This is a genomic window from Methylobacterium sp. 001424705, from assembly GCF_059816145.1.
In genome coordinates this window covers 109,030-135,358 of sequence record NZ_JCBANU010000003.1, presented here as the reverse complement: position 1 = coordinate 135,358, position 26,329 = coordinate 109,030, and the positions used below count along the sequence as shown (strand labels likewise).

Below are 26,329 nucleotides of genomic sequence, written 5' to 3'. Positions count from 1 at the left end.
AAGACTCCGGGATTCTACTCCGTGACCTTAACCTTGATCCCGTCTTCGGCTGAACACGGTGATTTTTCCGGGACGGTTTCAGGAGGTCGGTAACCCGTCCCTTGTAAGCGTAGCGGCATGACTCCCCTCCACGCCGCCCAGCTTGCTGCCGGTTTCCGCACGGACCAACGTGGCGGCGTCCTCGTTCTGGTCGCCCTCCTGTTTCCGATCCTGACCGGCCTGAGCGCCGTGGCGATCGATTACGCCTCCCTGGTCAAGCGGCGGGCCGAGCTCCAGCGTGCCGCCGACAGCGGCAGCATCGCGGGCGTCAACCAGTTCAAGCTCGCCAATGCCGACGACGCGGCGGCGCTCCGCACCGCCAAGGCCATGGCCCTGGCCCAGGCCCGCAGCGGCAGCGCGGCGCCCCCGGCCGTGACGGCGGAGGTGCTCAACAACCATTCCGGTGTCCGCCTCACGCTCACCGAGCAGGTCGCCCTGTCCTTCGGCAAGCTCCTCAACACCCCGAGCCTGGAGGTGAGCGTCACCTCGACGGCGAAGCTCGCCGGCACCACGCGGCTGTGCCTGCTCGCCCTCGATCGTCAGGCGATGGGCGCCTTCCACCTGGAGAGCGCGGCCCGCATCACCGCCACCGACTGCTCGCTCTACTCGAACTCCGCCAACCCGGAGGGCATCCAGGGCGAGAACGCGGCGGTGGCCACTGCCCTCTCCACCTGCTCGGCCGGGGGCTATTCCGGGTCGGGCGCCAACTTCACGCCGCCGCCGGCCACCGGGTGCCCCGCCCTGCGCGATCCCCTGATCGACCGGCAGGGCCCGACGCCGGGCTCCTGCGTCAGCCTCGGGTTCTTCGTCGATCCGAAGAAGTTCGTCGACGGCATCGACGACCCGACCTACGGCGTCAACGTCGTGAGCGGGATCGTCACCCTGCAGCCCGGCACCTATTGCGGCGGCCTGCACCTCACCAAGGGCGCGACCGTAACGCTGCAGCCCGGGATCTACATCCTCAAGGACGGCCCCCTCGTCGTCGACAAGGGCGCCAGCCTGAGCGGCGTCAACACGGGCTTCTACTTCACCGGGGTGCGCGGCGGCCTGCTCTTCGATGAGAAGAGCGTCGTCAGCCTCACCGCGCCGAAGGACGGCCTCCTGGCGGGGCTGCTGTTCTTCGAGGACCGCAACGCGACCATTCCGGCCACCCTGCCCCCGCCCCTCAGCGGCAAGGGCAAGCCCAAGCCCGCGCCCGGCGGGTTCGTCGCCCTGCGCGAGTACCGCATCATCAGCGACAACGCCCGCACGCTCCTGGGGACCATCTACCTGCCCCTCGGACGCCTGATCATCGATTCCAAGAAGCCGGTGGCCGACCAGTCGGCCTACACGGTGATCATCGCCCGCACGATCAATCTCTATGACGGCCCGAACCTGATGCTGAACGCCCGCTACGGCAGCACCGACGTGCCCGTGCCGGCCGGCGTCGGACCGAGCTCGGCCGACACGCAGCTTACGCAGTAGGTCGAGCGCCATCGGCTCCCGGCCCCCGGCCCCCGGCTCCTGCACTCGACCGGGCCGGCCGCTCAGCGCGGCGGGCAGGAGGCGCCGTTGCCCAGGACGACCTCGGGGCTCATGCTCGCGTAGCGCCGTCCGTACCGGACCGGCCATAGGGTCCTGCGGGTGATGACGAAGCCCGGGCCGCCATCGCTGAACAGGGAGGAGCCGGTCACCGGCCTGTAGGGGACGCTGATCTCCACGAGCAGCAGGCGCGTCCCCTTCGGCTGCAGGCTGTCGGCGACGGCGACGGGGGCCGGCGCCCCGGCGGTGCGGACCGGCGATCCCGCCGCGGCCACGCTGGAACAGATCTGCAGCGGGCCCGTCTCGGTGTCGCCCACCACCCCGACCGCGCTCACCGTCATCTGCAGCCCGGTGCCATCGAAGGGAGCGAGCACGATGGGTCCCACCTGGAACACGTCGTTCACCTCATCCGCCGTCGGCATCGTGCGCTGGGAGAGCGTGTCGCCGATGGTGCGGGACAGGATGTCGACCTTGCGCACGTTGCGCATCACGCTCGTGATCTCCACGGTCCCGAAGTAGATGAGCAGCAGCACCGGGACGATCAGGGCGAATTCGACGATCGCGACGCCGTCCTCGGCCCGCGCGAAGCCCGCGGCGGCTCGCACACCCATCTGACGGATCGCGATCGCGGAGCGGAGGCGCGCGGCCAGCATGGCTCAACAGCCGCTGCCGCCGGTGGAATTACCCTCCAGCTGCAGCACGGACGTGGCGTTGATGAGCCAGCTTCCGTCCTGAAACTGGGTCTTCACGACGCCGAACTTCTGGAACGTGTGCTGCGCGAAGGCGGCCTGGACCACCACCACGCTGCCCTTCGTGAGACAGCCGTGCTGGGTGCCGAAATTCGCCCGCCAGGTCCCCGAGGCGGGGTCGATGGGGCTGGTCCGGTCGATCCGGGTGAAGCTGTCGTAGACTCCGATGTCGACCTTCAGATTCTCGCAGCGGACGAACGGATTGACCTGGCGGCAGACCTCGCTGCGCACGGCGTCGAGGAGCGAGGTCGCCGAGGCGCCGGACTGGACGTAGAACTGCCGCATCGAGGCATCGAGGCCGTTGTCCAGCGCGGACGTGACCCAGAACACCAGCGCGTTCTCGAGGACGAAGAAGATCAGGATGCAGAGCGGAAACAGGACCAGGGCGAATTCGACCGCCATGGCGCCCGACTGATCCTGCCCGAACCGCTGCGGACCGGATCGTGCCGGGACGATGCGCAGGCGCCTCCCGCCTCCGTCGCCGGGTGAGCGGCCGGGACCCGCGACGACGCGATCGGGACTTGGGAGCTCGGGACTTGGGAGCTCGGGACTTGCGAGCTCGGGATTTGCGAGCTCAGGACTCGCGGGCTCAGGACTCGCGCGATCAGGACCTGCGAGTTCGACATTTGCGAGTTCGGAAGTTGCAGGTTCGGGTTTCGCGGGATCGCACATGGGGAGGGGCGGCATACGGATCGGGCGGCCGATCGGAACGCGTTCGAGGGGGCGTCGGCAGCCCTGCCCTGGTCTAGCGCCGAGCCCTTAAGATTCCGGCAAGCCAGCCTAAAAGGTTTCCCGCCCTGAATGCATCGACGCATTCGCCGCCGCACCACCGGGAGTTTGTGAGGGATCGTCTCTCCCGATGACCGAATCCGGAAGCAGAGGTTCAGCGCCTGAGCGCTGCTGGACTTTCGGTGCTCGCACTGGTTGCGGATGGGGTTGGCCGAATTCGTGCCTCTGGGCTCGTTCCGGCCGTGACGCGACTGTGCGCTCGGTGGACGATTAAGACCCTTCCAACCAACAGCCGGTACGCTGGCGCGACCATGACCGATCCCCGGCACGCGCCCGACCCGTCCCGCGAAACCCGTCCGTCCGCCCGGCGTCCGGGTCGGCCGCGCACCCTGGCCGGACGCCTGGCCCTGGCGATGTGCGCTTCCGTGGCGATCGCCTTCCTGGCCGGAACGCTGCTCTCGCTCTGGCAGGAGGTGAACCGCTACGCCGACGACAAGCGGGATGCCCTCGTCGCCATCGCCAACGTGCTCGCGGCGGCGAGCGCGGGGGCCACGGCGGCCGGGGACGAGGCGGCGGCGGCCCGCGTCCTGAACGCCATCGGCAAGACCCGCGACGCCAGGATCCTCAACGGCGAGACGAACGACGGCGAGACCCCGGACGGCAGTCCCGGAGCGGCCGAGCGGAGCGAGCTGGTCTATGCGGCCATCGAGCGGCCCGACGGCTCGATCCTGGCGGACCGGGGCCTCACGGCCCGCCTCACCGATGATTTCGACCTGCGCAAGGGGCAGTCGCCCCTTGCCCTCCTCGCCAGCCGGACCGCCCTGGTGGCGGTGACCGTTGAGGAGGCGGGCCGGACGGTGGGCAATCTCATCCTCGTCTCCGACCTGGCCGACCTCAACGACCGTCTGCTGGCGCTGCTCCGGACCTCGGCCTTGATCTCGAGCCTCGTCATGGTCCTGGGCTTCGCGATCTCCTACGCGATCCAGCGGGGGATCACCCAGCCGATCGCGGCGCTCGCCGGCACCATGGACCGCGTCCGCATCGAGCAGGACTACACGCAGGGCGCGGTGATCGCGCGCGACGACGAGGTCGGTGTGCTGGCGCGCTCGTTCAACGCGCTCCTCGACACCGTGCGGGAGCGCGACGCCCGCCTGGCGCAGCACATGCAGCGCCTGGAGGCCGACGTGGCGGAACGCACGGCCGACCTGCACGAGGCCAAGCAGGCGGCCGAGGCCGCCAACGCCGCCAAGTCGACGTTCCTGGCCACCATGAGTCACGAGATCCGCACGCCGCTCAACGGCATGCTGGTGATGGCCGAACTCCTGGCGGCCTCCGCGCTGCCGCAGCGGCAGCAGCGCTACGCCGAGGTGGTCGCCCGCTCCGGGCAGAGCCTGCTGGCGATCATCAACGACATCCTCGACTTCGCGAAGGTGGAGGCGGGCAAGCTCGATCTGGAGCGCATCGCCGTCGATCCGTCCGAGGTCGTCGACACCGTGGTCTCGCTCTTCGCCGAGAAGGCCGTCGAGAACGGCCTCGACCTCGCCGCCTACGTGGCGCCGGACCTGCCGCGCCACGTGATCGGCGATCCGGTGCGCCTCGGCCAGATCCTCAGCAACTTCGTCAACAATGCCCTAAAGTTCACCCCGTCCGGCTCGGTCCTGGTGCGGCTGGAGCGCGGCGCGGCCGGCACGCTGCGCCTCAGCGTTCGGGATACCGGCGTCGGCATCCCGGCCGACAAGGTCGGCACCCTGTTCTCGGCCTTCGCGCAGGCCGATCAGTCGACCACCCGGCGCTTCGGCGGCACCGGCCTCGGCCTCTCGATCGCCCATCGCCTCGCCCTCGCCATGGGCGGCCGCATGGGCGTCGAGAGCGTGCTCGGCGCCGGCTCGACCTTCTGGGCCGAGCTGCCCCTGGAGGCGGGCGACGCCGATGCGCCGACCCTCGTCCGGCGCACCGACGCGGTCGGAGCCGGGATCGTGCTCGCGCTGTCGGGCGACGCCACGCGGGAGTGCCTCGGGCTCCGCCTCGCCGAGGCCGGGTTCACCTGCCTTCCGGCGGAGGCCGCCGAGGCCGGGGCGGCGCACTGGATCGCGGATGCGGCCACGATCCTGGCCCTGGGCCGTCGCCCGAGCGGGCCGGGCCGGGTCCTGGCCCTGGCGCGCCTCGGCGATGCCGCCGCGGCGCCGGTCCTGGAGGCGGGCTGGGCCGACCACCTCCTCGGCTGGCCGGTCGTCCAGGAGGAGTGGCGCGGCGCCCTGGACGCGCTGGCCGGCGGGACGCCGTTCGTCTCCGGCCCCCGCCTGTCCGCCCGCACGCGCCTGCCGCAATTCCCCGCCGCGCGCATCCTCCTGGCCGACGACAGCCCGGTGAACCGCGAGGTCGCCCGCGAGGCCCTGGCTCGCTGCGGCGTCACCGCCCTCACCCTGGTCGAGGACGGCCGTGCGGCCCTCGAAGCCTGTCGCGACCGGGCGTTCGACCTCATCCTGATGGACGGCAGCATGCCGGTCCTCGACGGCTACGCGGCGGCCGAGGCCATTCGGGCCGAGGCCATCGCGCAGGGCCGCGTCCGCACGCCCATCGTGGCCCTCACGGCGCACGTGGTGGGGGCCGGCGCCGAGGCGTGGCGCGAGGCCGGCATGGATGCCAAGCTCGCCAAGCCCTTCACCCTGGCGGCCCTCGCCGACACGCTGGCGGCCTTCCTCGTGCCCGAGGCCGAGACTGAGACCGCGGTCGCGCCGCGACGTCCCTCGCCCGACGCCGCGCCCCAGCCGGAGGCGGACGGCCTCTTGGACGAGGACGTGCTCGCGGGGTTGATTGACATGGCGGCCCGGGCCGGCGGCGATTTCAGTGCCCGCGTGCTCGGCCTCTATCGGGACCACGCGCCCAAGGCCCTCGCGGACCTCCGGGCGGCGGCAAGCCGCGGCGATGCCGAGGCGATCGCGCGCGCGGCGCACAGCCTGAAGTCGATGAGCCTGAACATCGGTGGCCGGGCCCTGGGCCTGGTGCTGGGAGAGATCGAGAGCAGGGCTCGCTCCAGCGCCGTCCTCCCGACGGACGCGGAGATCGCCGGCCTGTCGCCGCTCCTGGACCGGACCCTGGAGGCCCTTGAGGCCCGCCTTGGGCAGACGCCCGATCCGGAGGAAGGGGCCGCGGCGCGGCGCTCCGGCTGAGGGACCCCGCCCCCGGAGCGGACGATGTCCGCGATGGGGTGCCGGCGGGTCCCATGCGTGCGGGGCCGGACACCCGGTGGAACCCGTGCCTTGGTCCGCGCTCCGGCGCACCGAAGCGGGCGTCGGGGGGGCGTCGTCGAGGAGGGTGCGTGTCGGCGTCCCGCCTCAGCTCCACGCGTGGAAGGGCGGGTTCACCCCATTGAGCGCGTGGTTGCCGACGATCGCGTATTTCCAGCGCACGGGGTCGTGGAGCGTGTGGGTGCGGGCGTTGCGCCAGTGCCGGTCGAGATTGTGCTCGGCCAGTGTCGCGCGGGTGCCGGCGAGCTCGAACAGGGTGTTGCTGGCGCCGAGCGCCACCTCGGTGGTGAGCACCTTGGCTTCCGCCACTGCGAGCTGCGCGGCCGCCACCGTCTCGGCATCCGGCGCCGCCACGGCGGCGTCGAGGGCGAGGCCGGCCCGGTCGAGCAGCGCCTCGGCGGCGTGCAGGCGGATCGTGAGGTCGCCGACGATGCGGATGGTGTGGGGGTCGTCGGAGGCGCGCGCCAGGCCGCTGTCGACCCAGGGGCGCGACTTGGTGCGCACGAAGTCGATGGTCTCGGCGAGCGCCGCCCGGGCGATGCCCGCATCCACGGCCGCCTGGATGATCTGGAAGATCGCCCCGTCGGCGCTCGGCTGCGTGTAGCCCTTCCAGGCCGGCACCAGGTGGGTTTTCGGCACGCGCACGCCGTCGATCCGCACGGTGCCGCTCGCGGTGGTGCGCTGGCCGAAGCTCGACCAGTCGTCGATCACCGTGAGTCCCGGCGCGTTGCGCTCGGCAATGGCGTACCAGGCCCGGCCCTCGCCATCGAGGGCCACGATGGGCACGAGGTGGGCCAGCAGCGCGCCGGTGGCGTAGAACTTGGTGCCGTGCACCACCACGTGGTCGCCATCCTCCACGAAGTGGGTCTCGAAGTCGGCGGCGCGCGGCGTGCCGATCTCCGAGAAGGCGTTGCCGAACCGGGTGCCGGCCAGGACGAGGCCGAACAGCAGGGCCTTCTGGGCCTCGTCCGAGACCGTGTCGATCGCCGCCACGATGCCGAGGTGGTTCTGGGCGATCTGCCCGATCGACGGGTCGGCGGCCGAGACGATGGCGATGACCTGCGCCAAGGTCCCGTAGGATAGCCCCGGCCCGCCATGGGCCCGCGGCACGTTGATGGACCACAGGCCGCTCTGCGAGAACGCGTCGAGCTCGGCCAGGGGTCGGCGCCCCGTGCGGTCGCGCTCCGAGGCGCCGACCTGGAACGTTGCCGCCAGGGCGTGGGCGACGCGCAGGGCCTCGGCCGCGTCGCGGATGACGTGGGCCGGCGCGGCCGGGCGCTCGGGGCCGGGTGCCCCGGCGGGCCAGCGATCGGTGTCCCGCGGGGGCGGACTGACGGCGATGTTCATGGGGTGTCTCCGGATCAGGGGGCGCGTTCGGGGTCCGGCTTGGCTCAGGCCGCCTGCGCCTGTTCGCGGCGCGCCGCCTCCAGGGCGCGGACGCGCGGAATGACGTGTTCGCCGAAATACGCGACCTCCTCCTGGAAGTGCAGGAAGGCCAGCAGGGCGAGGTCGACGCCGACCGCCTTCAGCGCCACGATGCGCTCGGCGATCTGATCCGGCGTGCCGATCAGATTGGTCTTGAAGCCGTCGTTGTACTGGACGAGGTCCGCGAAGCTCGATTTGGCCCAGTTGCCCTCGCCCTCCGGCGAGGCCTTGCCGGCGTTCTTCGCCTCGTGCCCGAAGGCCTTCACGGCGTCCGGGTCGGCCTGGTCGATGATCTCCTGGAGGACGGCGCGGGCCTCTTCCTCGGTGTCGCGTGCGATGACGAAGGCGTTGACGCCCACCTTCACCGCGTGGCCGTTGGCGCGCGCCTTGGCTTGGACGTCGTCGACCTGGGCCCGGATGCCCTCGGGCGTGTTGCCGTTGGTGAAGTACCAGTCCGAGACGCGGGCCGCCATGTCGCGCGCCGCCCGGGACGAGCCGCCCTGGAAGATCTCGGGCTGCGGATCGGCGGGTTTCGGCTTCAGGGTGTAGTCGCTGTAGCGGTAGAAATCGCCCCGGAAGGTGAAGTTGTCCTGGGTCCAGATTCCCCGCAGGGCGCGGATGAACTCCTCCGAGCGGCGGTAGCGCTCGTCATGGTCGAGCCAGGGCTCGCCGATGGCGCGGAACTCGCCCGAGAACCAGCCCGAGACCACGTTGATGGCGATGCGCCCCTCCGTGATCTGGCTGATGGTGGCGATCTGCTTGGCGGCGAGCGTCGGGTTCCAGGGCCCGGGCAGGAGGGCGGCGATCACCTTCAGCCGGGAGGTGGCCGCCAGCAGGGCGTGGCTGAAGGCGACGGATTCGTGCTGGTACTCGGCACCGTAGCCGGCCGTGAAGCGGATCTGCGTGAGGGCGTAGTCGAACCCGGCCTCCTCCGCGATCTGCGCGAGGCGTCGGTTATAGGGCGCGTCCCAGCTCGTGCGCTGGGCGATCTTGCTGATGACGAGGCCCCCCGAGACGTTGGGCACCCAGTAGGCGAAGCGGATCGGCTCGCTGCCGTCGCGAGTTCCCGTTTGAAAGGCCATGTTCCCACCCCTGCGTTGATCGGGCCGCGCGTTCCGGCAGGGCGCACGGAGTGCGCCCGATGTCGATCGGTTGACGGACTGAATACAAAAACCAGAGCGTTCACATGCTTGTGAAGACTGATCTTACCCAGATCTGTGTTTGGGTTCGTCGTTCTGTTCTTAGGATTGCTTGGTATTGATCGCGCGTCAAAGGAAGCAAACGGCTTTTTTCGGCCCGGACGGAAAAGCTCCTTCCCCGATCGCGGGCGCTGGCCGAAGGTTTGCGTCGTGGGCCCGAGCGCGAGGCGGGATTGCCCGCCCGGCCCGGGTCTGGGGCAAGCGGAGGCCTGCGGAGAGCGGAGCCGTCCGGTTTTCACCCCGGCGATGCCCTGATTCCAGGCGGCCATCGGGTATAAAATCCAGTCGACGCGGCCGACCTGCTTGGGGCGCTATCTTTTCAGGCAGGTCGATGCTGATAAGGCGGGCATTTCCTCCAAATTGCCGAACTTGTGTGCTTGTCGAGCAAATCGATATTGCCTCGTGAAACCGGTCGTTTAAGGACGCGTTAATTGATCGATCCTACCGTCGAACCACCGTCCACTTGAAAGCCGAAGCGCGCGAGATCGGTTTACCCAGGAAGTTCACGCATGATGCCCGCGTTCCGCCAACCGCTCGTGGTTCTCCTTGCCGGAGACGAGTTGACCCGCTCTATCACCACGAGCTGCCTGGAGATGTCGGGCTACGCGGTGCTCGGCGCGCGCACGGCCGGCGAGGTCGAGAGCCTGCTCCTCGCCCAGACCGGCGAGCGCCGCGTCGACGTGCTGGTGACCGATGCCGACGTGCGCGACACGGTGGACGGCCTTTCGCTCGCCGGCGTGGCCCGCTGTCTCGATCCGGCGGTGGGCGTCGTCTACACCGCCCGCTCCCTTCGCCAGCTCGACGGCGAGACCCTGGAGCCGGGGGCCTTGTGCCTGCGCACGCCCTATCACGGGCATCAACTCGTCGCCCTGGTCGCCGAGCTCCTGGCCTCGGCCGCCGACCGGACCGATTTCGACCGCGCCGCGGCCTGATCCGCCGGGATTCCACCGCGCGGCCCTGGGTCGGCAGCGGCGCGAATTCAGGATGCGCGGCCCGGGCCCGGCGGTGTATCAGGCGGGGCGCCGCCTCCCGGCCGGCGCCCGCCCGCAGCGTGGAAGAGCGGTGGCGGCGCTCCTGCCCGGGCGTCGGTCCCATCCGGAACGCGAGAGCCGATGATCAGCGCCTTCGACCTCTTCAAGATCGGGATCGGCCCGTCGAGCTCGCACACCGTCGGCCCGATGCTGGCCGCGCTCCGCTTCCGCGCCCGGACCGCGGGGTTGCCCGGGCTCGCCCGCATCCAGGCGGAGATCTTCGGCTCCCTGGCCTGGACGGGACGCGGGCACGGCACCGACACGGCGATCTTCCTCGGGCTCCTCGGCCACGACCCCCGATCCGTCGACCCGGACGGGGTGGCCGGCCTCGTCGCGGCCCTCGGTGCGGAGAAGCGGCTGGCCCCCGCGGGCCCGGCCTTCGACCCGGCCGCGGACCTCGCGTTCAACTTTACCGACGTGCTGCCCCTGCACACCAACGGCCTGCGCTTTCGCGCCCTCGATGCCGCCGGGGCGATCCGCGACAGCGAGATCTACTACTCCATCGGCGGCGGCTTCGTGGTGACGGAGGCGGAGGCGCAAGGGGGGGCGGGCGCGGAGGCGGATTGCCCCCTGCCCTATGCCAGTGCCGCCGGCCTCCTCGCCCTCTGTGTCGCCGAGGGCCGGACCATCGCCGAGGTGCAGTTCGCCAACGAGTGCGGCACTCGCACGCCCGATGCCGTGGAGGCCGGCCTCGACGACATCCGCGACGCGATGTTCGCCTGCATCGACCGGGGTCTGCGCCAGGACGGCGAGTTGCCCGGCGGCCTCAAGGTGCGCCGGCGGGCCAAGCGGCTGCACGAGGACCTCACCGCCGGGCGCCTGCGCAATGCGCGCGCCGCCCACGAGATCGTGGACTGGATCAGCCTCTACGCGCTGGCGGTGAACGAGGAGAACGCGGCCGGCGGACGGGTGGTGACGGCGCCCACCAACGGCGCGGCGGGGATCGTGCCGGCCGTCCTGCGCTACGCCCGGGACTTCTGCCCCGACTGGTCGGAGGCCCGCGCCCGGGAATTCCTGCTCACGGCCGCGGCGGTGGGCGGCCTGATCAAGACCCGCGCGTCGATCTCGGGCGCCGAGGTCGGCTGCCAGGGGGAGGTCGGTTCGGCGGCCGCGATGGCAGCGGCGGGCCTCGCGGCCTTCCTCGGCGGCAGCCCGGCACAGGTGGAGAACGCCGCCGAGATCGCGATGGAGCACCATCTCGGCATGACCTGCGATCCCATCGGCGGGCTGGTGCAGATCCCCTGCATCGAGCGCAATGCCTTCGGGGCCAACAAGGCGGTGGTGGCCGCATCCCTGGCCCTGCGCGGCGATGGCATTCACCGCGTCAGCCTCGACGAGGTCATCGAGACCATGCGCCAGACCGGCCACGACATGCAGGCGAAGTACAAGGAGACCTCGCTGGGCGGCCTCGCGGTGAACGTCGCGGCCTGCTGAGGATGGTCGCGAAAAGGAACGATTGCGTTTCCTGATCGCGGCGGAAGGGCGCTCAGACCGGCACGGTGCCTAGCTTGGACGTCGGCTGACCTGTCAGGGTCCCGTCGCGCATGCCCGCCTGCAGGCGTGAGCCTGGCCAACGTTCGCCGTTCCGGACCGGAGGCTCTGCGAAAACTATGGAACGCAGCGGTTCCGATCCGGTTGTAACGCCCGAGGGGTCTACCGGACGGCAGATGCGGCCAGCGCGTGCGGCCCGCGTCCGATCCGTCCTGCCAAGACGCGGGACCGTGACACCATGACCTTCGCATCGCCGACCATCGGAACCGCCGGGCCGGACCGCGTCCGGGCGCTCATCCGAGGCGCTCCCCCGGCCTGAGCGCGTCGCACCCTGCCGCCTTCGGGCGCAGCCCCGCGCCCGCGTCCGCCCGATTCCATAGTCGGTGCCGCCACGCGTCCGGCGGGCTCGAACCCCGCGATTTCCCGACCCCATCCCCTGACCGGAGACCCGCCATGCGGACCCTGACGCTCGCCCTGCTTCTCGGAGCCTTCAGCCTCGCCACGCCCCTCGCCGCCCAGGACCTGACGGGTCCCGGTCAGACGCCGCGCCCGACCCTGCTCATGCACGGGCATTATTGCGGCCCCGGCAACGACGGCATGGATGTGACTCCGATCGACGCGCTGGATGCCGCGTGCCGCAGGCACGACGCCTGCACGCCCGACGGAGGCCTGCCCTCCTGCGGCTGCAACCGCGCCCTCAAGCGCGATGCCGGCCGCGTGGCGGCGAGCCCGCGCGAGCCGCAGGACCTGCGCGCCGTCGCCGGTCTCGTGGCGGGCGCGACCGACCTGATGCTCTGCAGCGACGACGTCGCCGGGCTGCGGCCCTGAGGCCGGACGCGCTCCGCGCCGGGGCGCGGAGCGCGGACCGGGCCGCTAGCGGCCGTCGATGCGCTCGCCCAGCAGCGCGATGGCGCGTTGGTAGACGGAGGCGGCGTTCCAGCCCTGGATGGCGGCGAAGTTCGGCTCGCCCGGCTGGTAGCCGGCGCCCGCGCGCCAGCCATGGCCCTTGAGGAAGTTCGCGGTGGAGTTGAGGGCGTTGGCCGAGCTGTCGAGGCTGCCGCCGACGCCATAGTTCAGGACGTTCTTGGGCAGGAACTGGGTGTGGCCGACCTCGCCGTGGGCCGCGCCCCGGGTGCTCGCGGTCAGGACGCCGCGATCCACCAGGGTGAGGGCGGCGTAGAGCTGGTCGGTGAAGTAGGCCGAGCGGCGGCAATCGTAGGCCAGCGTCGCGACCGCCGAGAGCGTGTTCACGTTGCCCTTCACCGCGCCGAAGCCCGTCTCCATGCCCCAGATCGCCAGGAGCGGACCCGGCGGCACGCCGTAGCGCTGCTCGATCGAGTCGAACAGGGCGGCGTTCTGGGCCTTGAGGGCGCGGCCGCGGGACACGATGGTGTTGCCGCCGCGCTTGGCCAGGAACTGGTCCAGTGAGAGCTTGAAGCTCTTCTGGCCGCGATCGGCCGAGATCGTCGCCGTCGAGTAGGACGTGCCCATCAGGGCGGCGAGGCTCGCGGCGCTGGCCCGGCCGCGCGCCTCCTCGGCGAATTCCCGCTTCCAGGCTTCGAAGCCGGCCGCGCTGTTGCCGCATTGCGCCGCGTTCGCCCCGCCCGTCGCACAGACGAGCGCCGCGAAGGCCGCCGCGAGCCACGGCGTCCGATACCCACGTCCGATCATGTCAAAACTCCCTGGCCGTGCGGCGCCGCCCCGGGGCCGCACGGATCGATGGTGACCCCTTGCGCGGAGCAAGGCGGCAAACGCGGCCGTGAGTCGAGCCACATTGCGGCAATTTTGCTTGTGAACCAGGCCACGGACATCACTTCCCCGCGTTTGGTTACGCAGAGATGTCCGAATACAGCGCCGCGCCGTCGCGTCGACCTCGCCGCCGGGACGGTCCGGACCCTGCAGTTCAGCCCTAGACGAACGTCGAACTGTCCCGGGCCGCATCGATCATGTTCCGCATCAAGACACGCCGTCCTGGCCCGAACCGGCGCCCGCCCCTGGCGTTGGTGCTCGTTTCCTGCGCGACGGCCCTACTTCTGTGGTGGCCGATCTTGGCGCTCAGCGAGACGGCGGTCTGGTTCTGGTGAGGCCGCCGCGCCGTCAGGGGTCGTCGGCGCGGACGCGCAGATAGGCGCCGAGCAGGTAGCCGCTTTGCAGGGCACTGAGATGGGCGAGCAGCACGAGGCCGCCGATGCCGGAGGCGTCGCCCCGGGCGATCCAGACCACGACCGACAGGACGACCACGAGACCGGACAATCCGACGGCGGTCATGACCCGGCTGCAGAAGCCGATCGCGATCCCGCCCACGACCAGTAGCAGCGCGATCAGCATCGGCCGCCTCGCGGGCGATCACGCCGGTTCCGGCAACGCATAGCGATCCTCCCTCGCCCGATCGTGGACGCGCAGCGCCGGCTTCGAAACGGCCGGTGGGTGCCGCGGCCAGGCCGGCGCGTCCCGATCACGCGGCGGTCCGCGGGGAGCGAGGCGTCGCCAGGGACCGCTTCCGCCCTCCGATCGGCGACGCTAGGCTCCCGACGGAACGAGGAGAGGAGACGACCCGCATGTGGTGCCGCCAGCGACGCTCCGGGGTTTTGCGCGGGCCTGCCGCCGCGATCTCTCTCATGGCCGCCCTGTTCCTGCTTCCGGAGGCGGGCCGTACCGCGTCGGCCGAGACCGCGGCCCCCGCCGCGGGTGCCGCATCCGGGGGCGAGGCGCAACCCCGCGCCTTCGGGCTGTGCACCGGGGCGATCGCCGCCGAAGCGGAGGCGCGTGGCGTTCCTGCGCGGGTGGCGGACGGCTTGCGCGCCCTCTCCCCCGATTCCGAGGTGGCCGCCGCGCCGCAGGCCCAGGCGGAATTCGTGACGCCGATCTGGTCCTACCTCGATGCCAACCTCACCGAGGCGCGGATCGCCGAAGGCCGGCGCAAGCTGGCGGAATGGTCCGCGACCTTCGATGCCATCGAGGCCCGACACGGCGTCGACCGCTTCGTCCTGGCGGCCTTCTGGGGGGTCGAATCGACCTACGGCAGCGTGCTCGAGGATCCCGGGATCGTCCGTCCCGTCCTGCGCGCTCTGGCGACGCTGGCCTGCACCGAGACGGCGCGGGCGCCCTATTGGCGCGCGGAGCTGATCGCCGCCCTGGAAATCCAGGCCCAGGACAAGGCGCCCCCCGGGCCGCTCACGGGATCCTGGGCCGGGGCCATGGGCCACACCCAGTTCATGCCGACCGTCTACCAGGCCTATGCGGTGGATTTCGACGGGGACGGCCGGCGCGACATCTGGACCTCGGTGCCGGACGCCCTCGCCTCCACGGCCAACTACCTCGTGGCGATGGGCTGGCGCTCCGGCGCGCGCTGGGGCAGCGAGGCCCGGCTGCCGGAGGGGTTCGACCTCGCCCTGGCCGACGAGACCACGGAGCGCAGCCTCGCGGATTGGCGCGACCGCGGCGTGATCCCGGTCCAGCCGCTGACGGAGGCGGGCGGCCCGGCGACGCTGGTTCTGCCGGCGGGCGCGCGCGGGCCGGCCTTCCTGCTCCAGCCCAACTTCCGGGTCATCCTGCGCTACAACACCGCCCTCGCCTACGCGCTCAGCGTGGCGCACCTGTCCGACCGCCTGCGCGGCGAGCCGGGCTTCATCCGGGACTGGCCGCGCGACGCGGTGATGCCCAGTACCGGCGACGTCCGGGCGCTGCAGCTGCGCCTCGCCGAGCGCGGGTTTCCGGCCGGCGGCGCCGACGGCAAGATCGGCCCCCGGACGCGGGCGGCGATCCGTGCCTACCAGGCCGCCAACGGCCTGCCCCCCGACGGTTACGCGGATGCCCCGTTGCGGGAGCGGATCCTGGCCTCCCCGTGATCCGGACCGGATTTAGCGGTGGTCGCGCCGGAGGGGCCGCGATAGAGCAGCCCCGGGGAACCGAGGCCGCGCGGCGGCGAGACGGAAGGGCATGAGAGGGAATGAGTCGATCCGCGGCCATGCCCGTTGCGCCCGAGCGAACGCCACCGAGGACCATCGTCACCTACTGGGAAGGGCCGGTGACCTGGCTCGAACGGCTCAGCGCCGCCTCGATCGTCGCGGCCGGACACCCGCTCCACATCTACGCGCACGATGTCGCCGCCCTGCGCGCGCAGGGGCTGCCCGGCTCGGTGATCGATGCCCGCGAGGGGATCGGCCCCAACGTCATGGCGGATCTCTATCGCAGCCGCGGGGTCCTCGCCTTCTACGCCGACTACCTGCGCCTCAGCCTGATCCGCGACGGCAAGGGCATCTGGTCGGACCTGGACTGCGTCTTCCAGCGCCCCCTCGAGACGCCCGCCGGCGCGGCCGAGTACCTGTTCGGCTGGCTCAACGCGAGCCGCCTCAACAACGCGATCCTGTCGGCCCCGCCGGAGTCCGAGCTCGTCACCCGCTACTGGGACGCGATCTCGACGGTGCCGATCCGGGCGCCCTGGGCGACCGGACACATCCGGGTCAAACGCCGCCTCGAACTGCTGGTCGGCAAGCGCATCCCGTTCCACCCGGAGCGCCTGGCGATCGGCCCGCGCGCCCTCACCTACTTCGTGCGCAAGCTCCGCCTGGAGGGCCATGCCCGGGCGCGGGCGGTGTTCTATCCCCTCGGCGACGACGACGCCCACCTCCTGACCGAGGCGGACGACCGGGCGGCGCGCACGCTCATCGGGCCCGAGACGGTTTCGGTGCATGCCTGGCGCGGCAAGCTCTGGTCGATCGGCCGGGACGCTCCCCCGCCGCCCACCTCCTGGCTCGGCCAGCAGGCCCGGAGCCTCGGCCTCTGACCGGCCGGACACGCGATCCCTGGAGATGTCGATGCGTCGGGTCCTGTTCATCTGCGCGACGCCGGTGGCCTTCGGCCTCGACACGCCGCCCGCGATCGGCCTCGGCGGGATCGAGAGCACGAACATCGCCCTCTCCCGCGCCCTGGCCCGACGGGGCTGGGCGGTGATTCTGGCCACCCGACGGAGCGGGACGGTGGAGCGGGACGGCGTCCGCAACATCCCCCTCGGCGAGGCGGCGGCCTGCGAGGCCGACGCGGTGGTCACCAGCAACGACCCCCGCCCGCTCCGCGACCATCCGGGCCGGCGCGGCATCGTCTGGGTCCACAATCCGCTGAACGTCGAGAAGTCCGTGCGGAAGGGCTACCTCCTGCCCTTCCTGTCCCTGCGGCCGGAGGCCGTCTTCGTCGGCACCCTCGCGGCGCGGAACATGTCGCCGCTCTATCCCTTCCGGCGCCGCCACGTCGTCCCGCACGGCGTCTCGCCCGTCTTCCTGACGCCCGAGCCGACGCGGGGCCGGAGCCGGGACTTCGTCTACGCCTCCCAGCCCCAGCGCGGCCTCGACCGGATGCTGCGGCTCTGGCGCAGCGCCGCGCCCCTGATCGCCTCGGGCGCGAAGCTCCACGTCTTCGGATCCGAACAGCCCGACTCGCCCGACGATCGCGGGCCGGTGGTGTTCCACCCCCGCCGTGGGGCCGCCGCCCTGGCGGCGTTCTACGGCACCGCGCGCGCCATGGTCTGCCCCGGTTCCCCCGACGAGACCTTCTGCCTCGCGGCGGCGGAGGCCCAGGCCATGGGGCTGCCGGTGGTGACCGCCGGTATCGGCGCCCTCGCCGAGCGGGTGCAGCACGGCGTGAACGGCTGGATCGCCGGGACGGATGCGGCCTTCGCCGAGGCCGTCGTGAGCCTCGCCACCCAGGACGACCTCTGGTCGGAGCTCAGCGCCGGCGCGCTCCTCCAGCGCCGGGCCCTGACCTGGGAGCGGGCGGCGATCCTGTGGGAGGCGGTCCTCCGGGGGGCGTCCCAGGAGGGGGTCCGACGCGCGCCGGCCGGGTGACAGATCCGAGTCGGCGACACGCCTCCGCCCAGGCGCGACTGGACGCCTCCCCGCCGGGCGCGAATACTGTGTGCAAGATCGGATCAGAAAGATCTGATCGGCAACAGCCGATCATCAAGAGACGGTCGCCAAGGCCGGACGACATCGGGAGGAAAGCATGAGGCTTCGGCTTGGTCTGGCCGCGCTCGCGGTCGCGTGGTCGGGTGTGGCGTGTGCGGATCCGCTGACCTTCCAGGTCGATCCGGCCTGGCCGAAACCGCTGCCCCATCAGTGGATCATGGGTCAGGCCTCGGGCGTCGCCGTCGACGCGCAGGACAACATCTGGGTGGTGCAGCGCCCGCGCACCCTCACCGATGACGAGAAGGCCGCAAGCCTCTCGCCGCCCCGCACCAAGTGCTGCCGCCCCGCGCCCCCCGTACTGGTGTTCGACCAGGCCGGCACCCTGATCCGCAGCTGGGGCGGCCCCGGCGAGGGCTACGACTGGCCGCAGAACGAGCACGGCATCCACATCGACCACAAGGGCTTCGTCTGGCTTGCCGGGAACGGCGACACGGACGGGCAGATCCTGAAATTCACCACCGAGGGCCGGTTCGTCCTGCAGATCGGCAAGCAGGGCCCGCAGACCAACAGCCTCGACACCTCGCGGCTCGGCAAGCCGGCCGCGATGCAGGTCGATCCCGAGACCAACGAGCTCTACGTCGCCGACGGCTACTTCAACCATCGAATCATCGTATTCGATGCCGAGACCGGCGCGTTCAAGCGGATGTGGGGCGCCTACGGCAAGCCGCCCACGGACGAGACCCTGCCGGCCTACGACCCGGTCGCGGCTCCGGCCCAGCAGTTCCGCAATCCCGTCCACTGCGTGCAGATCGCCCGCGACGGCCTGGTCTACGTCTGCGACCGCACCAACGACCGGGTCCAGGTCTTCCGCCGCGACGGCACCTTCGTGAAGGAGTTCTTCGTCGAGGCGAACACCCGCGCCAACGGCTCCGTCTGGGAGCTGGCGCTCTGGCCCGACGCCGAGCAGAGCTACCTCCTGAACGCGGACGGGGCCAACAACGAGGTCCGCACCCTGAGCCGCGAGACCGGCGAGGTGCTCGGCGCTTTCGGCCGCAACGGCCGGATGGCGGGCGACTTCCACTGGGTCCACAACCTTGCGGTGGACAGCCACGGCAACGTCTTTACCACCGAGGTCGACACCGGCAAGCGCACCCAGAAGTTCCTGTTCCGGGGTGACCTGATCCTGCGCAAGCGCGCCGCCCTGCCCTGACCCCTCGAACCCGATGCGTTCGATCCCTCGGGGTGGCGGATTCGGGCTTCGCTCGAGCGTCGCACGGGCTTGCCGATCCGGTCTCCGCTCTGATCGAGCGAAGCCCGTATCCGCCCCTGGTTCCGCCGGACCCGGCCGCCACCGTCGCCCGAAGGCGTTCGGCCGGCGGGCTCCGGGTGCGGCGCTCGGCATCACCCGATGCCGCATCGGCATTGGCTTCGCGGCCCTGGATCGGGTTCAGTCCCGCACCGCGTTTCCCGTTTGAACCCAGTCCCGCCGGAGCCCGAGAGCCGATCGATGCAGGCCCGCACCCTCTACGACAAGCTGGTGGACGCCCACACCGTGCGCCGTCTGGACGACGCCGAAGGCCCCGGGGCCAGCGTCCTGCTCTACGTCGACCGCACGGTGCTCAACGAGTACACCAGCCCGCAGGCCTTCAGCGGCCTGCGGGCCGCCGGGCGCCGGGTCTGGCGGCCGGACGCCGCCCTGGCGGTGGTCGACCACGTCAATCCCACGGCGGCGGAGCGCGTCGCCGCCATGCCCGATCCCGGCGGGGCGCGGCAGGTCGCGTATTTCGACGAGAACTGCCGGGATTTCGGGATCGAACTCCTCGACGTGCTGCACCCGCTCCAGGGCATCGAGCACGTGGTCGCCCCCGAGCAGGGCTTCGTCCTGCCGGGCATGATCGTGGCGGCGGGCGACAGCCACACCACCACCTACGGGGCGTTGGGCGCCCTCGGCTTCGGCATCGGCACCTCGGACATCGAGCACTACCTCGCCACCCAGACCCTGGTGTACCGCCGGATGAAGACCCTGCGGGTCACGGTCTCGGGCACCCTGGCGCCGGGCGTCACCGCCAAGGACGTGGTCATGGCCCTGATCCGCCGCATCGGCGCCGACGGGGCGACGGGCTACGCCGTCGAGTTCGCCGGCCCGACCGTGGAGGCCCTGTCCGTCGAGGGCCGCATGACGATCTGCAACATGGCCGTCGAGTGCGGCGCCCGCGGCGTCGTCATGGCCCCCGACCGGACCGTGCTGGACTACCTGGCGGACAAGCCCCGCGCGCCGAAGGGCGCCCTCTGGGAGGCCGCCGCGGCCCATTGGCCGAGCTTGCGCAGCGACGACGGGGCCGTGTTCGACCGCGAGGTCGCCCTCGACGCCGCCGCGATCGAGCCGATGGTGACCTGGGGGACCAGCCCGGACCAGGCGGGCCCGGTCAACGGCCGCGTGCCCGATCCGGCGGCCGAGCCCGATCCGGCCCGTCGCCGGGACATGGTCCGGGCACTGTCCTACATGGACCTCGTCCCGGGCACGCCCCTCGAGGCCATCCCGATCCAGCGCGCCTTCATCGGCTCCTGCACCAACGCCCGGCTCTCCGACCTGCGCGAGGCCGCCGCCCTCGTGCGCGGCCGGCGGGTCGCGCACGGCGTCCAGGCCATGGTGGTGCCCGGCTCCTCCAGCGTGCGCCGGGCGGCCGAGGCGGAGGGGCTCGACCGGGTCTTCCGCGATGCCGGCTTCGAGTGGCGCCAATCCGGCTGCTCGATGTGCCTGGCCATGAACGACGACGTGCTGGCGCCGGGCGAGCGCTGCGCCTCCAGCACCAACCGCAACTTCGAGGGCCGTCAGGGTGTGGGCGCGCGCACCCACCTGATGAGCCCCGCCATGGTGGCGGCCGCGGCCATTGCCGGCCACCTCACCGACAGCCGCCGCTTCGCGCCGGAAAACCGCCTCGCGCCGGAGACCTGACCATGCAGCCGTTCACGATCGTCGCGGGCCCGGCCGCCGGCCTGCCCGGGGCCAACATCGACACCGACGTCATCATGCCCAAGCAGTTCCTCAAGGGGATCGACCGCGCGGGCTTGGGGGCGGCCACCTTCCACGACCTGCGCTATGCCGGCCCCGGCCAGCCGCGCCCGGACTTCGTCCTCAACCGGCCCGCATGGCAGGGGGCCTGCATCCTGGTGGTCGGCCCGAATTTCGGCTGCGGCTCGTCGCGCGAGCACGCGGTCTGGGGCCTGCTCCAGGGCGGCATCCGCGCGGTCATCGGCACCAGCTTCGCCGGCATCTTCGCCGACAACGCCGCCAATAACGGCCTGCTGCTGATCGAGCTGGCGCCCGGACCCGTCGCGGAACTGTCGGCCCGGGCCGCAGACCCCGCCCGGAACCATATGACGATCGACCTGCCCGCCCAGACCATCACCACCGCGGACGGCGCGGTGCAGGGCTTCGCCATCCCGGCCCGGCGCAAGGATCACCTCGTCCGGGGCCTCGACGCGATCGGGGCCACCCTCGACCACGCGGAGGCGATCCGGGCGTTCCAGGCCCGGCACCTCGCGGCCCAGCCCTGGCTCGCCTGAGCCGGGCTCGGGGCTGCCGGCGGCTCAGTACACCCGCGTGACCCACCCGTGGGGATCGGGGGCGTTGCCGCGCTGGATGTCCACGAGGGCCGAGCGCAGGCGCTTCGTCACCGGGCCGGCGACGTTGTCCGAGACCGAGAATTCCCCGTCCGCGCTGCGCACGGTCCCGACCGGGGTGATGACCGCGGCGGTGCCGCAGGCGAAGACCTCGCGCAGCCGTCCGCTGGCGGCGTCCGCCTTCCAGTCGTCGATGGAATAGGGCCGTTCGGCGACCGTGATGCCGTCGGCCTTCGCCAGGGTCAGGATCGAGTCGCGGGTGATGCCCGACAGGATGGTGTCGCTCAGGGGCGGGGTGACCATCGAGCCGTCGTCGAAGACGAAGAAGATGTTCATGCCGCCGAGTTCCTCGACCCAGCGGCGCTCGACCGCGTCGAGGAAAACCACTTGGGCGCAGCCATGCTCCACCGCTGCCGCCTGGGCGCGCAGGCTGGCCGCGTAATTGCCGCCGCACTTGGCCGCACCGGTGCCGCCGGGCGCGGCACGGGTCTGGTCCCGCGAGACCCAGACCGTCACGGTCTCGGAGCCGCCCTTGAAGTAGGCGCCCACCGCCGAGGCGATGACGAGGTAGAGGTATTCCGAGGACGGCTTGACCCCGAGGAACACCTCGCTGGCGATCATGAAGGGGCGCAGGTACAGGCTGCCGCCCTCACTCGACGGGATCCAGTCGCGGTCGGCGCTGACCAGTTGCTTGACGGACTCGACGAAGACGGCGTCGGGCAGCGGCGGCATCGCTAGGCGCTCGGCCGAACGGCGGAAGCGCAGGGCGTTGGCCTCCGGCCGGAACAGGGCGGCGCCGCCGTCGGCGGTGCGGTAGGCCTTCAGCCCCTCGAAGATCTCCTGGGCGTAGTGCAGCACCGCCGCCGCCGGATCGAGGGCGATCGGCGCGCGCGCCTCGACGCGGGCATCGTGCCAGCCCCGCCCCTCGACGTAGCGGATCGTCACCATGTGGTCGGTGAACACCCGCCCGAAGCCGGGATCGACGAGGAGCTCGGCCCGGCGCTCCGGCGAGACGGGCGAGGCGTGCGGCTGCGTGGTGAAGGAGAGGTCGTCGGGGGCGCTCATCGTCAGTCCTTACTTACGTCTCGTCGGATCAATCAAGGGCCGGTGCGGCGCGGGCCGCCGGGCGCATCCGGACGACGAGACGTGGGCTGGTGCCCTGATACGACGATGTCCGCTTGCGATCAAACGGATTGCATCCTAATAATGCGCAAACGAAAAGAGAACCGGATCGTCCACCGGTCGGTGTCACAGGAGCCTCACGCGTGCCGCCCCGAAAACCGTCCGCGGATCCGGCGCCGGTCGATGTGCCGCCCGACCGCCGCCTGGACCAGCTCCGCCTCGCCTACACGCACACCCTGCTGCTGACGGGGCGGCACTGGCGCCGCGCCGCCAACGCCGTGATGGAGGCGCACGGCCTCTCGGACGCCACCGCCGTGCCGCTGATCATGATCGCCCGTCTCGACGGCGCTCCGCGTCAGAACGCCCTCGCGGAGGCCGTCGGCATCGAGGGCCCGTCGCTGGTCCGTCTCCTCGACCAGCTCTGCGAGGCCGGCCTCGCGCTCCGCCGCGAGGACCCCACCGACCGCAGGGCCAAGGTGCTCAGCCTGACGCCCGCCGGCATGGCCGTGGTCGCCCGCATGGAGGCCGATCTTGCCCACCTGCGCGCCGCGGTCTTCGCCGAGGTCGGCACCGCCGATCTCGAGGCGAGCCTGCGCGTCTTCGCGGCTCTGCAGGCCTCCGCGCCCCGCTGAAGGCCGCGCAACCGGCGTAGGCGTTCGTTCCGCGCCCGGGCTGCTGCCGAACGCCGCGTCCCCGATGACTTGAACGCGCGACGCCGCGCGCTCTTTCGGGCCTATGTCGATCACATCATCCGACCGCCCGGTCTTATATTGCCTTCATTACCTCGGCGGCAGTGCCAGGACTTTCGAGACGGTCGCGCAACACCTCGCGGATGCCGTGACCTGCGTCGCCCTCGACCTGCCGGGCTTCGGCGCGGACGGTGCCGACGCCGGCCGGGACGTCGCCGCGATGGCGGAGGGCGTGGCCGCCCGGATTCGCGCCGACGCGCCGGAACGGTGGATGCTGGCCGGCAACAGCATGGGCGCCAAGGTCGCCCTGGCGGTCGCCCGGCAGGCGGAGGACGGCGCGCCCGGCCTCGAAGGCCTGACCGGCCTCGTGTTCATGGCGGGTTCGCCACCCTCCCCCGAGCCCATGGGCGAGGACAAGCGCGCCGCCATGATCGCCTGGATCGGCGCCGATTCCGAGACCCGGCAGCGGGAGGCCGAGGCCTTCGTCGCCGCGAACATCGCGCGGCCCCTCGACCCGGACCGGATGGCGCGGACGGTGGCGGATGTGCTGCGTGCCAGCCCCGATGCCTGGACGCTCTGGCTCACCGCGGGCAGCCGCGAGGACTGGTGCGCGCGCATCGGCGTGCTGCGCAGCCCGGCGATCCTCCTGGCGGGTGCGGAGGATGCCGATCTCGGCCCCGCCGCCCAGGCCGCGCTGACGGCGCCGCACCTCGCCCATCATCGTCTCGTGTCTCTCGCAGGGACCGGGCACCTCATCCCCCTGGAGCGCCCCGAGGCGGTGGCCGAAGCGGTGCGGAGCCTCGCGGCCGGAGCGGTCTCGAACGAAGCCGAGGCGCCCGCGATCCCGGATTCCTACGCGGCCCTGATCCGGTCCGACCGGGTGAATGCCCGCCTGCGCGCGGCCCTGCTGCAGCGCGCCGAGCCCGACGATCCGGCCTATCAGCCCCGGGCCCTCGATCCGGTCGGCCTCGCCATCCTGCGGGCCGCCTGCGCCCGGGTGCTTCCGCTGGACGGCGCCGGGACCATCGATTTTGCCGCCCGCATCGACGCGCGGCTGGCGAGCGGGGCGGGGGATGGCTGGCGCTTCGCCCGGCTTCCCCCCGACCCGGAAGCCTACCGGCGCGCCCTTCGCACCCTGGACGCTGCCGCCCGCGCCGCCCACGACGCGCCCTTCGTCGCCCTCGGGGCCGAGGCGCAGGACGCGATGCTCGGAAGCCTGGAATCCGGTGCGGTCTCCGGTGATCTCGATGCGGAGCAGATGGGCTTCTGGTTCGAGGACCTGCGCGCGGACGTGGCCCGCACCTATCTTGCCCACCCTGTCGCCCTCGCCCGCATGAACTTCGGCGGCATCGGCGCCGGCGGCGACACCGAACCCCTGCCCGGGTTCCACGCGGTCGGCATCGGCCAGCGCGAGGCCTGGGAACCGAACGCCCCCCTGGAGACCGCCCGATGAACCTCGATGCGATGCGTCGCCACGCCACCTCCGAGACCGTCGACGCGGTGGTGATCGGCACCGGCGCCGGTGGTGCCCCCCTGCTGGCGCGCCTCGCCCAGGCCGGCCTCTCCTGTGTCGCCCTGGAAGCGGGTCCGAATTTCGACCCGAAGGGATTCGCCTTCGACGAGACCCTGGCCGACGAGATCTACTGGACCGAGGAGCGGATCAGCGGCGGCTCGACGCCCGAGGCCTTCGGCGGCAACAACAGCGGCACCGGTGTCGGCGGTTCCACCTTGCACTGGGGCGCCTTCACGCCCCGGGCCGATGCCCGCGACCTGCGCCTCCACACCGAGACCGGCGAGGGCGTCGACTGGCCCCTCGACTACGCCGAGCTGCTGCCCTTCTACGCGCGCGTCGAGGCCTTCATCGGCGTGTCCGGCCCGGCCTCGTATCCCTGGGACGACGCGCGCACCTACCCGCTCGGCCCCGTCGCCCGAAACGCCCCGGCCCAGGCCATGGCCAGCGCCTGCGCGGCGCTCGGCGTGCGCTACGCCGATGCGCCGGCGGCCGTGGTCTCGCGCGCCTTCGCGCAGGAGCACGGCCCGACCCGGCCCGGCTGCATCAATTGCGGCTACTGCCATCAGGGCTGCCGCAACGGCGCCAAGACCAGCATGGACGTCACCTATCTGCCGCTCGCCGTCCATCACGGCGCCGAGATCCGGGCCGAGGCCCGGGTCCACGGCATCGAGCGCGCGAAGGACGGCCGGGTGACGGCGGTGATCTATCGCCAGGGCGGCATCGACCATCGTCAGCCCTGCCGCACCGTCTTCCTCTGCGCCGGCTCGGTGGAATCCGCGCGTCTCCTGCTGCATCTCGACCTCGCCAACGGCAGCGGCCAAGTCGGGCGCAACTACATGGGCCACGTCGCCACCCAGGTCTGGGGCACCTTCGAGCCCGAGATGCGCATGAACAAGGGCTACCCGTCCTCGCTCATCACCGAGGACATGATCCGCCCGGCCGATGCGGACTTCGCCGGCGGCTACCTCGTCCAGAGCCTCGGCGTGGTGCCCCTCACCTTCGCCAATTCCCTGGCGCGGGGCCGCAAGCTCTGGGGGCGGGCGCTGGCCGACCAACTGGCCCGCTACAACCACATGGCCGGGATCGGCATCAACGGCGAGACCCTGCCCTGCGACGCCAACGTCCTGACGCTGTCCGACGAGGTCGACGCTCTGGGCATGCGCAAGGCCGCGATCAGCTTCGGCTACAGCCGGAACGAGGAGCGCCTCAACGCTCACGCGACCCGCTTCCTGAATCAGGTCTGGGAGGCGGCGGGGGCCACGGATCTCTGGACCCTGGAGCGCGTCGCCCACACCATCGGCACCTGCCGCATGGGCCGCGACGGCGACACGGCGGTGGTCGACCCCGTCGGCCGCAGCTTCGAGGTCCCGAACCTCTGGATCTGCGACGGCTCGACTTTCCCGAGTTCGCTCGCCGCCAACCCGGCGCTGACGATCATGGCGCTGAGCCTGCGCAGCGCCGAGGCCTTCCTCAAGGCCGGACGCTGAGAGTCGACTCGGCTCAGGCCACCGCTTGAGCCACAATGTCCGGGTAGCGGCCGATCACCCTGACATAGGCGATGGCGAAATCCGGTGCGGTCGCACGTGCCTGTTCCCAGTCGCGTAGGGTGCCGACCGGAACCCGAAATCGGCTCGCGAACTCGGACTGCGACAGACCGAGGCCGGTCCGCGTTCGACGGATGAGCCGCGCGCGCTGGCCTCGGTCCAAGGCCTCGGACGTCGCGTCGAAATCCTGATCGTCGGTCGGATCAGTTGGAAGCGCGATAGGCTCGTTCTTCACCCGTGTTGCTCCTTCTAACCGAAATGAAGCGGGGCTGACCGGACCGGCGGACGAAATCGCCCGTAAAGAGCTTATCGCCGACGATCCCGATCACTTTGAATCGTTCCTCTCCATCGATCTCACGGATGGAGGGAACGATCACATGATCGTCGTCCGCGAAAATCCGATCCCCGAGTGCGAGCGAGACCCGGTGTTTCTCCAGGTTGGCTGCGTTCTTGACAGGGTCATACCGCTCTCGCGTCATCAGCCGTGAACATACGGAATTTCCGT

Annotated in this window: 23 protein-coding genes; 14 read left to right on the top strand and 9 right to left on the bottom strand. The window is 71.6% G+C overall.

The window, feature by feature from the left end:
• Nucleotides 1-117 precede the first annotated feature (117 nt).
• Nucleotides 118-1,503, top strand: coding sequence for a pilus assembly protein TadG-related protein (locus tag AC6EUL_RS04170; RefSeq protein WP_056348965.1), 1,386 nt, complete (start codon nt 118-120; stop codon nt 1,501-1,503).
• A 62-nt stretch (nt 1,504-1,565) separates the two neighbouring features.
• Here the strand turns inward: AC6EUL_RS04170 and AC6EUL_RS04165 are convergent, their stop codons facing one another.
• Together AC6EUL_RS04165 and AC6EUL_RS04160 are read right to left on the bottom strand one after the other, a co-directional pair.
• The gene (locus AC6EUL_RS04165; RefSeq protein ID WP_162248639.1) at nt 1,566-2,171 is read right to left on the bottom strand and encodes a TadE/TadG family type IV pilus assembly protein; all 606 of its coding nucleotides are present in this window, start codon (nt 2,169-2,171) and stop codon (nt 1,566-1,568) included.
• 45 nt (nt 2,172-2,216) lie between these two features.
• On the bottom strand, nt 2,217-2,711 hold the full coding sequence (locus AC6EUL_RS04160) for a TadE/TadG family type IV pilus assembly protein (protein WP_499869016.1): 495 nt from the start codon (nt 2,709-2,711) through the stop codon (nt 2,217-2,219).
• 638 nt (nt 2,712-3,349) lie between these two features.
• Between AC6EUL_RS04160 and AC6EUL_RS04155 the strand changes: the two genes are divergently transcribed.
• Nucleotides 3,350-6,208: an ATP-binding protein gene (locus AC6EUL_RS04155; protein WP_499869014.1), complete on the top strand. Its 2,859-nt coding sequence runs from the start codon at nt 3,350-3,352 to the stop codon at nt 6,206-6,208.
• A 165-nt stretch (nt 6,209-6,373) separates the two neighbouring features.
• On the opposite strand, the gene AC6EUL_RS04150 is transcribed toward AC6EUL_RS04155, so the two are convergent.
• Both AC6EUL_RS04150 and sfnG read right to left on the bottom strand, forming a co-directional pair.
• Nucleotides 6,374-7,633, bottom strand: coding sequence for an SfnB family sulfur acquisition oxidoreductase (locus tag AC6EUL_RS04150; RefSeq protein ID WP_499869012.1), 1,260 nt, complete (start codon nt 7,631-7,633; stop codon nt 6,374-6,376).
• A 44-nt stretch (nt 7,634-7,677) separates the two neighbouring features.
• The gene (gene sfnG / locus AC6EUL_RS04145) at nt 7,678-8,793 is read right to left on the bottom strand and encodes a dimethylsulfone monooxygenase SfnG (protein ID WP_056215470.1); all 1,116 of its coding nucleotides are present in this window, start codon (nt 8,791-8,793) and stop codon (nt 7,678-7,680) included.
• A gap of 677 nt (nt 8,794-9,470) precedes the next feature.
• Here sfnG and AC6EUL_RS04140 point away from each other — a divergent pair.
• The 3 genes from AC6EUL_RS04140 to AC6EUL_RS04130 all read left to right on the top strand — a co-directional run bounded on the left by AC6EUL_RS04140 (nt 9,471) and on the right by AC6EUL_RS04130 (nt 12,260).
• Nucleotides 9,471-9,842: a response regulator gene (locus tag AC6EUL_RS04140; protein ID WP_499869010.1), complete on the top strand. Its 372-nt coding sequence runs from the start codon at nt 9,471-9,473 to the stop codon at nt 9,840-9,842.
• 180 nt (nt 9,843-10,022) lie between these two features.
• Nucleotides 10,023-11,375, top strand: a complete 1,353-nt coding sequence (locus AC6EUL_RS04135; protein WP_056379215.1) for an L-serine ammonia-lyase — start codon at nt 10,023-10,025, stop codon at nt 11,373-11,375.
• A 510-nt stretch (nt 11,376-11,885) separates the two neighbouring features.
• Nucleotides 11,886-12,260 (top strand): phospholipase A2 family protein, encoded by a 375-nt coding sequence (locus AC6EUL_RS04130; RefSeq protein ID WP_499869008.1) that lies wholly within the window; start codon nt 11,886-11,888, stop codon nt 12,258-12,260.
• A 45-nt stretch (nt 12,261-12,305) separates the two neighbouring features.
• Here AC6EUL_RS04130 and AC6EUL_RS04125 read toward each other — a convergent pair whose 3' ends face one another.
• Nucleotides 12,306-13,103: a lytic murein transglycosylase gene (locus tag AC6EUL_RS04125; protein ID WP_056348982.1), complete on the bottom strand. Its 798-nt coding sequence runs from the start codon at nt 13,101-13,103 to the stop codon at nt 12,306-12,308.
• Nucleotides 13,104-13,529: 426 nt separating this feature from the next.
• Entirely contained in the window at nt 13,530-13,760 is a 231-nt protein-coding gene (locus tag AC6EUL_RS04120; protein WP_056215483.1) for a hypothetical protein, read from the bottom strand.
• A 290-nt stretch (nt 13,761-14,050) separates the two neighbouring features.
• Between AC6EUL_RS04120 and AC6EUL_RS04115 the strand changes: the two genes are divergently transcribed.
• From AC6EUL_RS04115 to leuD, 6 genes are all read left to right on the top strand, one after another.
• Nucleotides 14,051-15,280 (top strand): lytic murein transglycosylase, encoded by a 1,230-nt coding sequence (locus AC6EUL_RS04115; RefSeq protein WP_499869004.1) that lies wholly within the window; start codon nt 14,051-14,053, stop codon nt 15,278-15,280.
• 119 nt (nt 15,281-15,399) lie between these two features.
• The gene (locus AC6EUL_RS04110) at nt 15,400-16,218 is read left to right on the top strand and encodes a glycosyltransferase family 32 protein (RefSeq protein ID WP_056215489.1); all 819 of its coding nucleotides are present in this window, start codon (nt 15,400-15,402) and stop codon (nt 16,216-16,218) included.
• A 31-nt stretch (nt 16,219-16,249) separates the two neighbouring features.
• Nucleotides 16,250-17,272: a glycosyltransferase family 4 protein gene (locus tag AC6EUL_RS04105; RefSeq protein ID WP_499869002.1), complete on the top strand. Its 1,023-nt coding sequence runs from the start codon at nt 16,250-16,252 to the stop codon at nt 17,270-17,272.
• Nucleotides 17,273-17,429: 157 nt separating this feature from the next.
• Nucleotides 17,430-18,542: an NHL repeat-containing protein gene (locus AC6EUL_RS04100; RefSeq protein ID WP_499869000.1), complete on the top strand. Its 1,113-nt coding sequence runs from the start codon at nt 17,430-17,432 to the stop codon at nt 18,540-18,542.
• A 297-nt stretch (nt 18,543-18,839) separates the two neighbouring features.
• On the top strand, nt 18,840-20,288 hold the full coding sequence (gene leuC / locus AC6EUL_RS04095) for a 3-isopropylmalate dehydratase large subunit (protein ID WP_499868998.1): 1,449 nt from the start codon (nt 18,840-18,842) through the stop codon (nt 20,286-20,288).
• Nucleotides 20,289-20,290: 2 nt separating this feature from the next.
• Nucleotides 20,291-20,899 (top strand): 3-isopropylmalate dehydratase small subunit, encoded by a 609-nt coding sequence (leuD, locus tag AC6EUL_RS04090; protein ID WP_056215506.1) that lies wholly within the window; start codon nt 20,291-20,293, stop codon nt 20,897-20,899.
• Between the two features lie 24 nt (nt 20,900-20,923).
• Here leuD and AC6EUL_RS04085 read toward each other — a convergent pair whose 3' ends face one another.
• The gene (locus tag AC6EUL_RS04085; RefSeq protein ID WP_056270149.1) at nt 20,924-22,021 is read right to left on the bottom strand and encodes a branched-chain amino acid aminotransferase; all 1,098 of its coding nucleotides are present in this window, start codon (nt 22,019-22,021) and stop codon (nt 20,924-20,926) included.
• A gap of 242 nt (nt 22,022-22,263) precedes the next feature.
• On the opposite strand from AC6EUL_RS04085, the gene AC6EUL_RS04080 reads away from it, so the two are divergent.
• From AC6EUL_RS04080 to AC6EUL_RS04070, 3 genes are all read left to right on the top strand, one after another.
• Nucleotides 22,264-22,710, top strand: a complete 447-nt coding sequence (locus AC6EUL_RS04080) for a MarR family winged helix-turn-helix transcriptional regulator (RefSeq protein WP_499869096.1) — start codon at nt 22,264-22,266, stop codon at nt 22,708-22,710.
• 103 nt (nt 22,711-22,813) lie between these two features.
• A complete protein-coding gene (locus tag AC6EUL_RS04075) occupies nt 22,814-24,220 on the top strand; it encodes an alpha/beta hydrolase (RefSeq protein WP_499868995.1) in 1,407 nt (468 codons plus the stop codon).
• Nucleotides 24,217-25,767: a GMC family oxidoreductase gene (locus AC6EUL_RS04070; RefSeq protein WP_499868993.1), complete on the top strand. Its 1,551-nt coding sequence runs from the start codon at nt 24,217-24,219 to the stop codon at nt 25,765-25,767. Before AC6EUL_RS04075 ends, AC6EUL_RS04070 begins: the two co-directional genes overlap by 4 nt.
• Nucleotides 25,768-25,780: 13 nt before the next feature.
• On the opposite strand, the gene AC6EUL_RS04065 is transcribed toward AC6EUL_RS04070, so the two are convergent.
• Nucleotides 25,781-26,059, bottom strand: a complete 279-nt coding sequence (locus tag AC6EUL_RS04065; RefSeq protein ID WP_056215521.1) for a helix-turn-helix domain-containing protein — start codon at nt 26,057-26,059, stop codon at nt 25,781-25,783.
• Nucleotides 26,028-26,303, bottom strand: coding sequence for a BrnT family toxin (locus AC6EUL_RS04060; protein ID WP_499868991.1), 276 nt, complete (start codon nt 26,301-26,303; stop codon nt 26,028-26,030). Before AC6EUL_RS04060 ends, AC6EUL_RS04065 begins: the two co-directional genes overlap by 32 nt.
• Nucleotides 26,304-26,329: the final 26 nt, after the last annotated feature.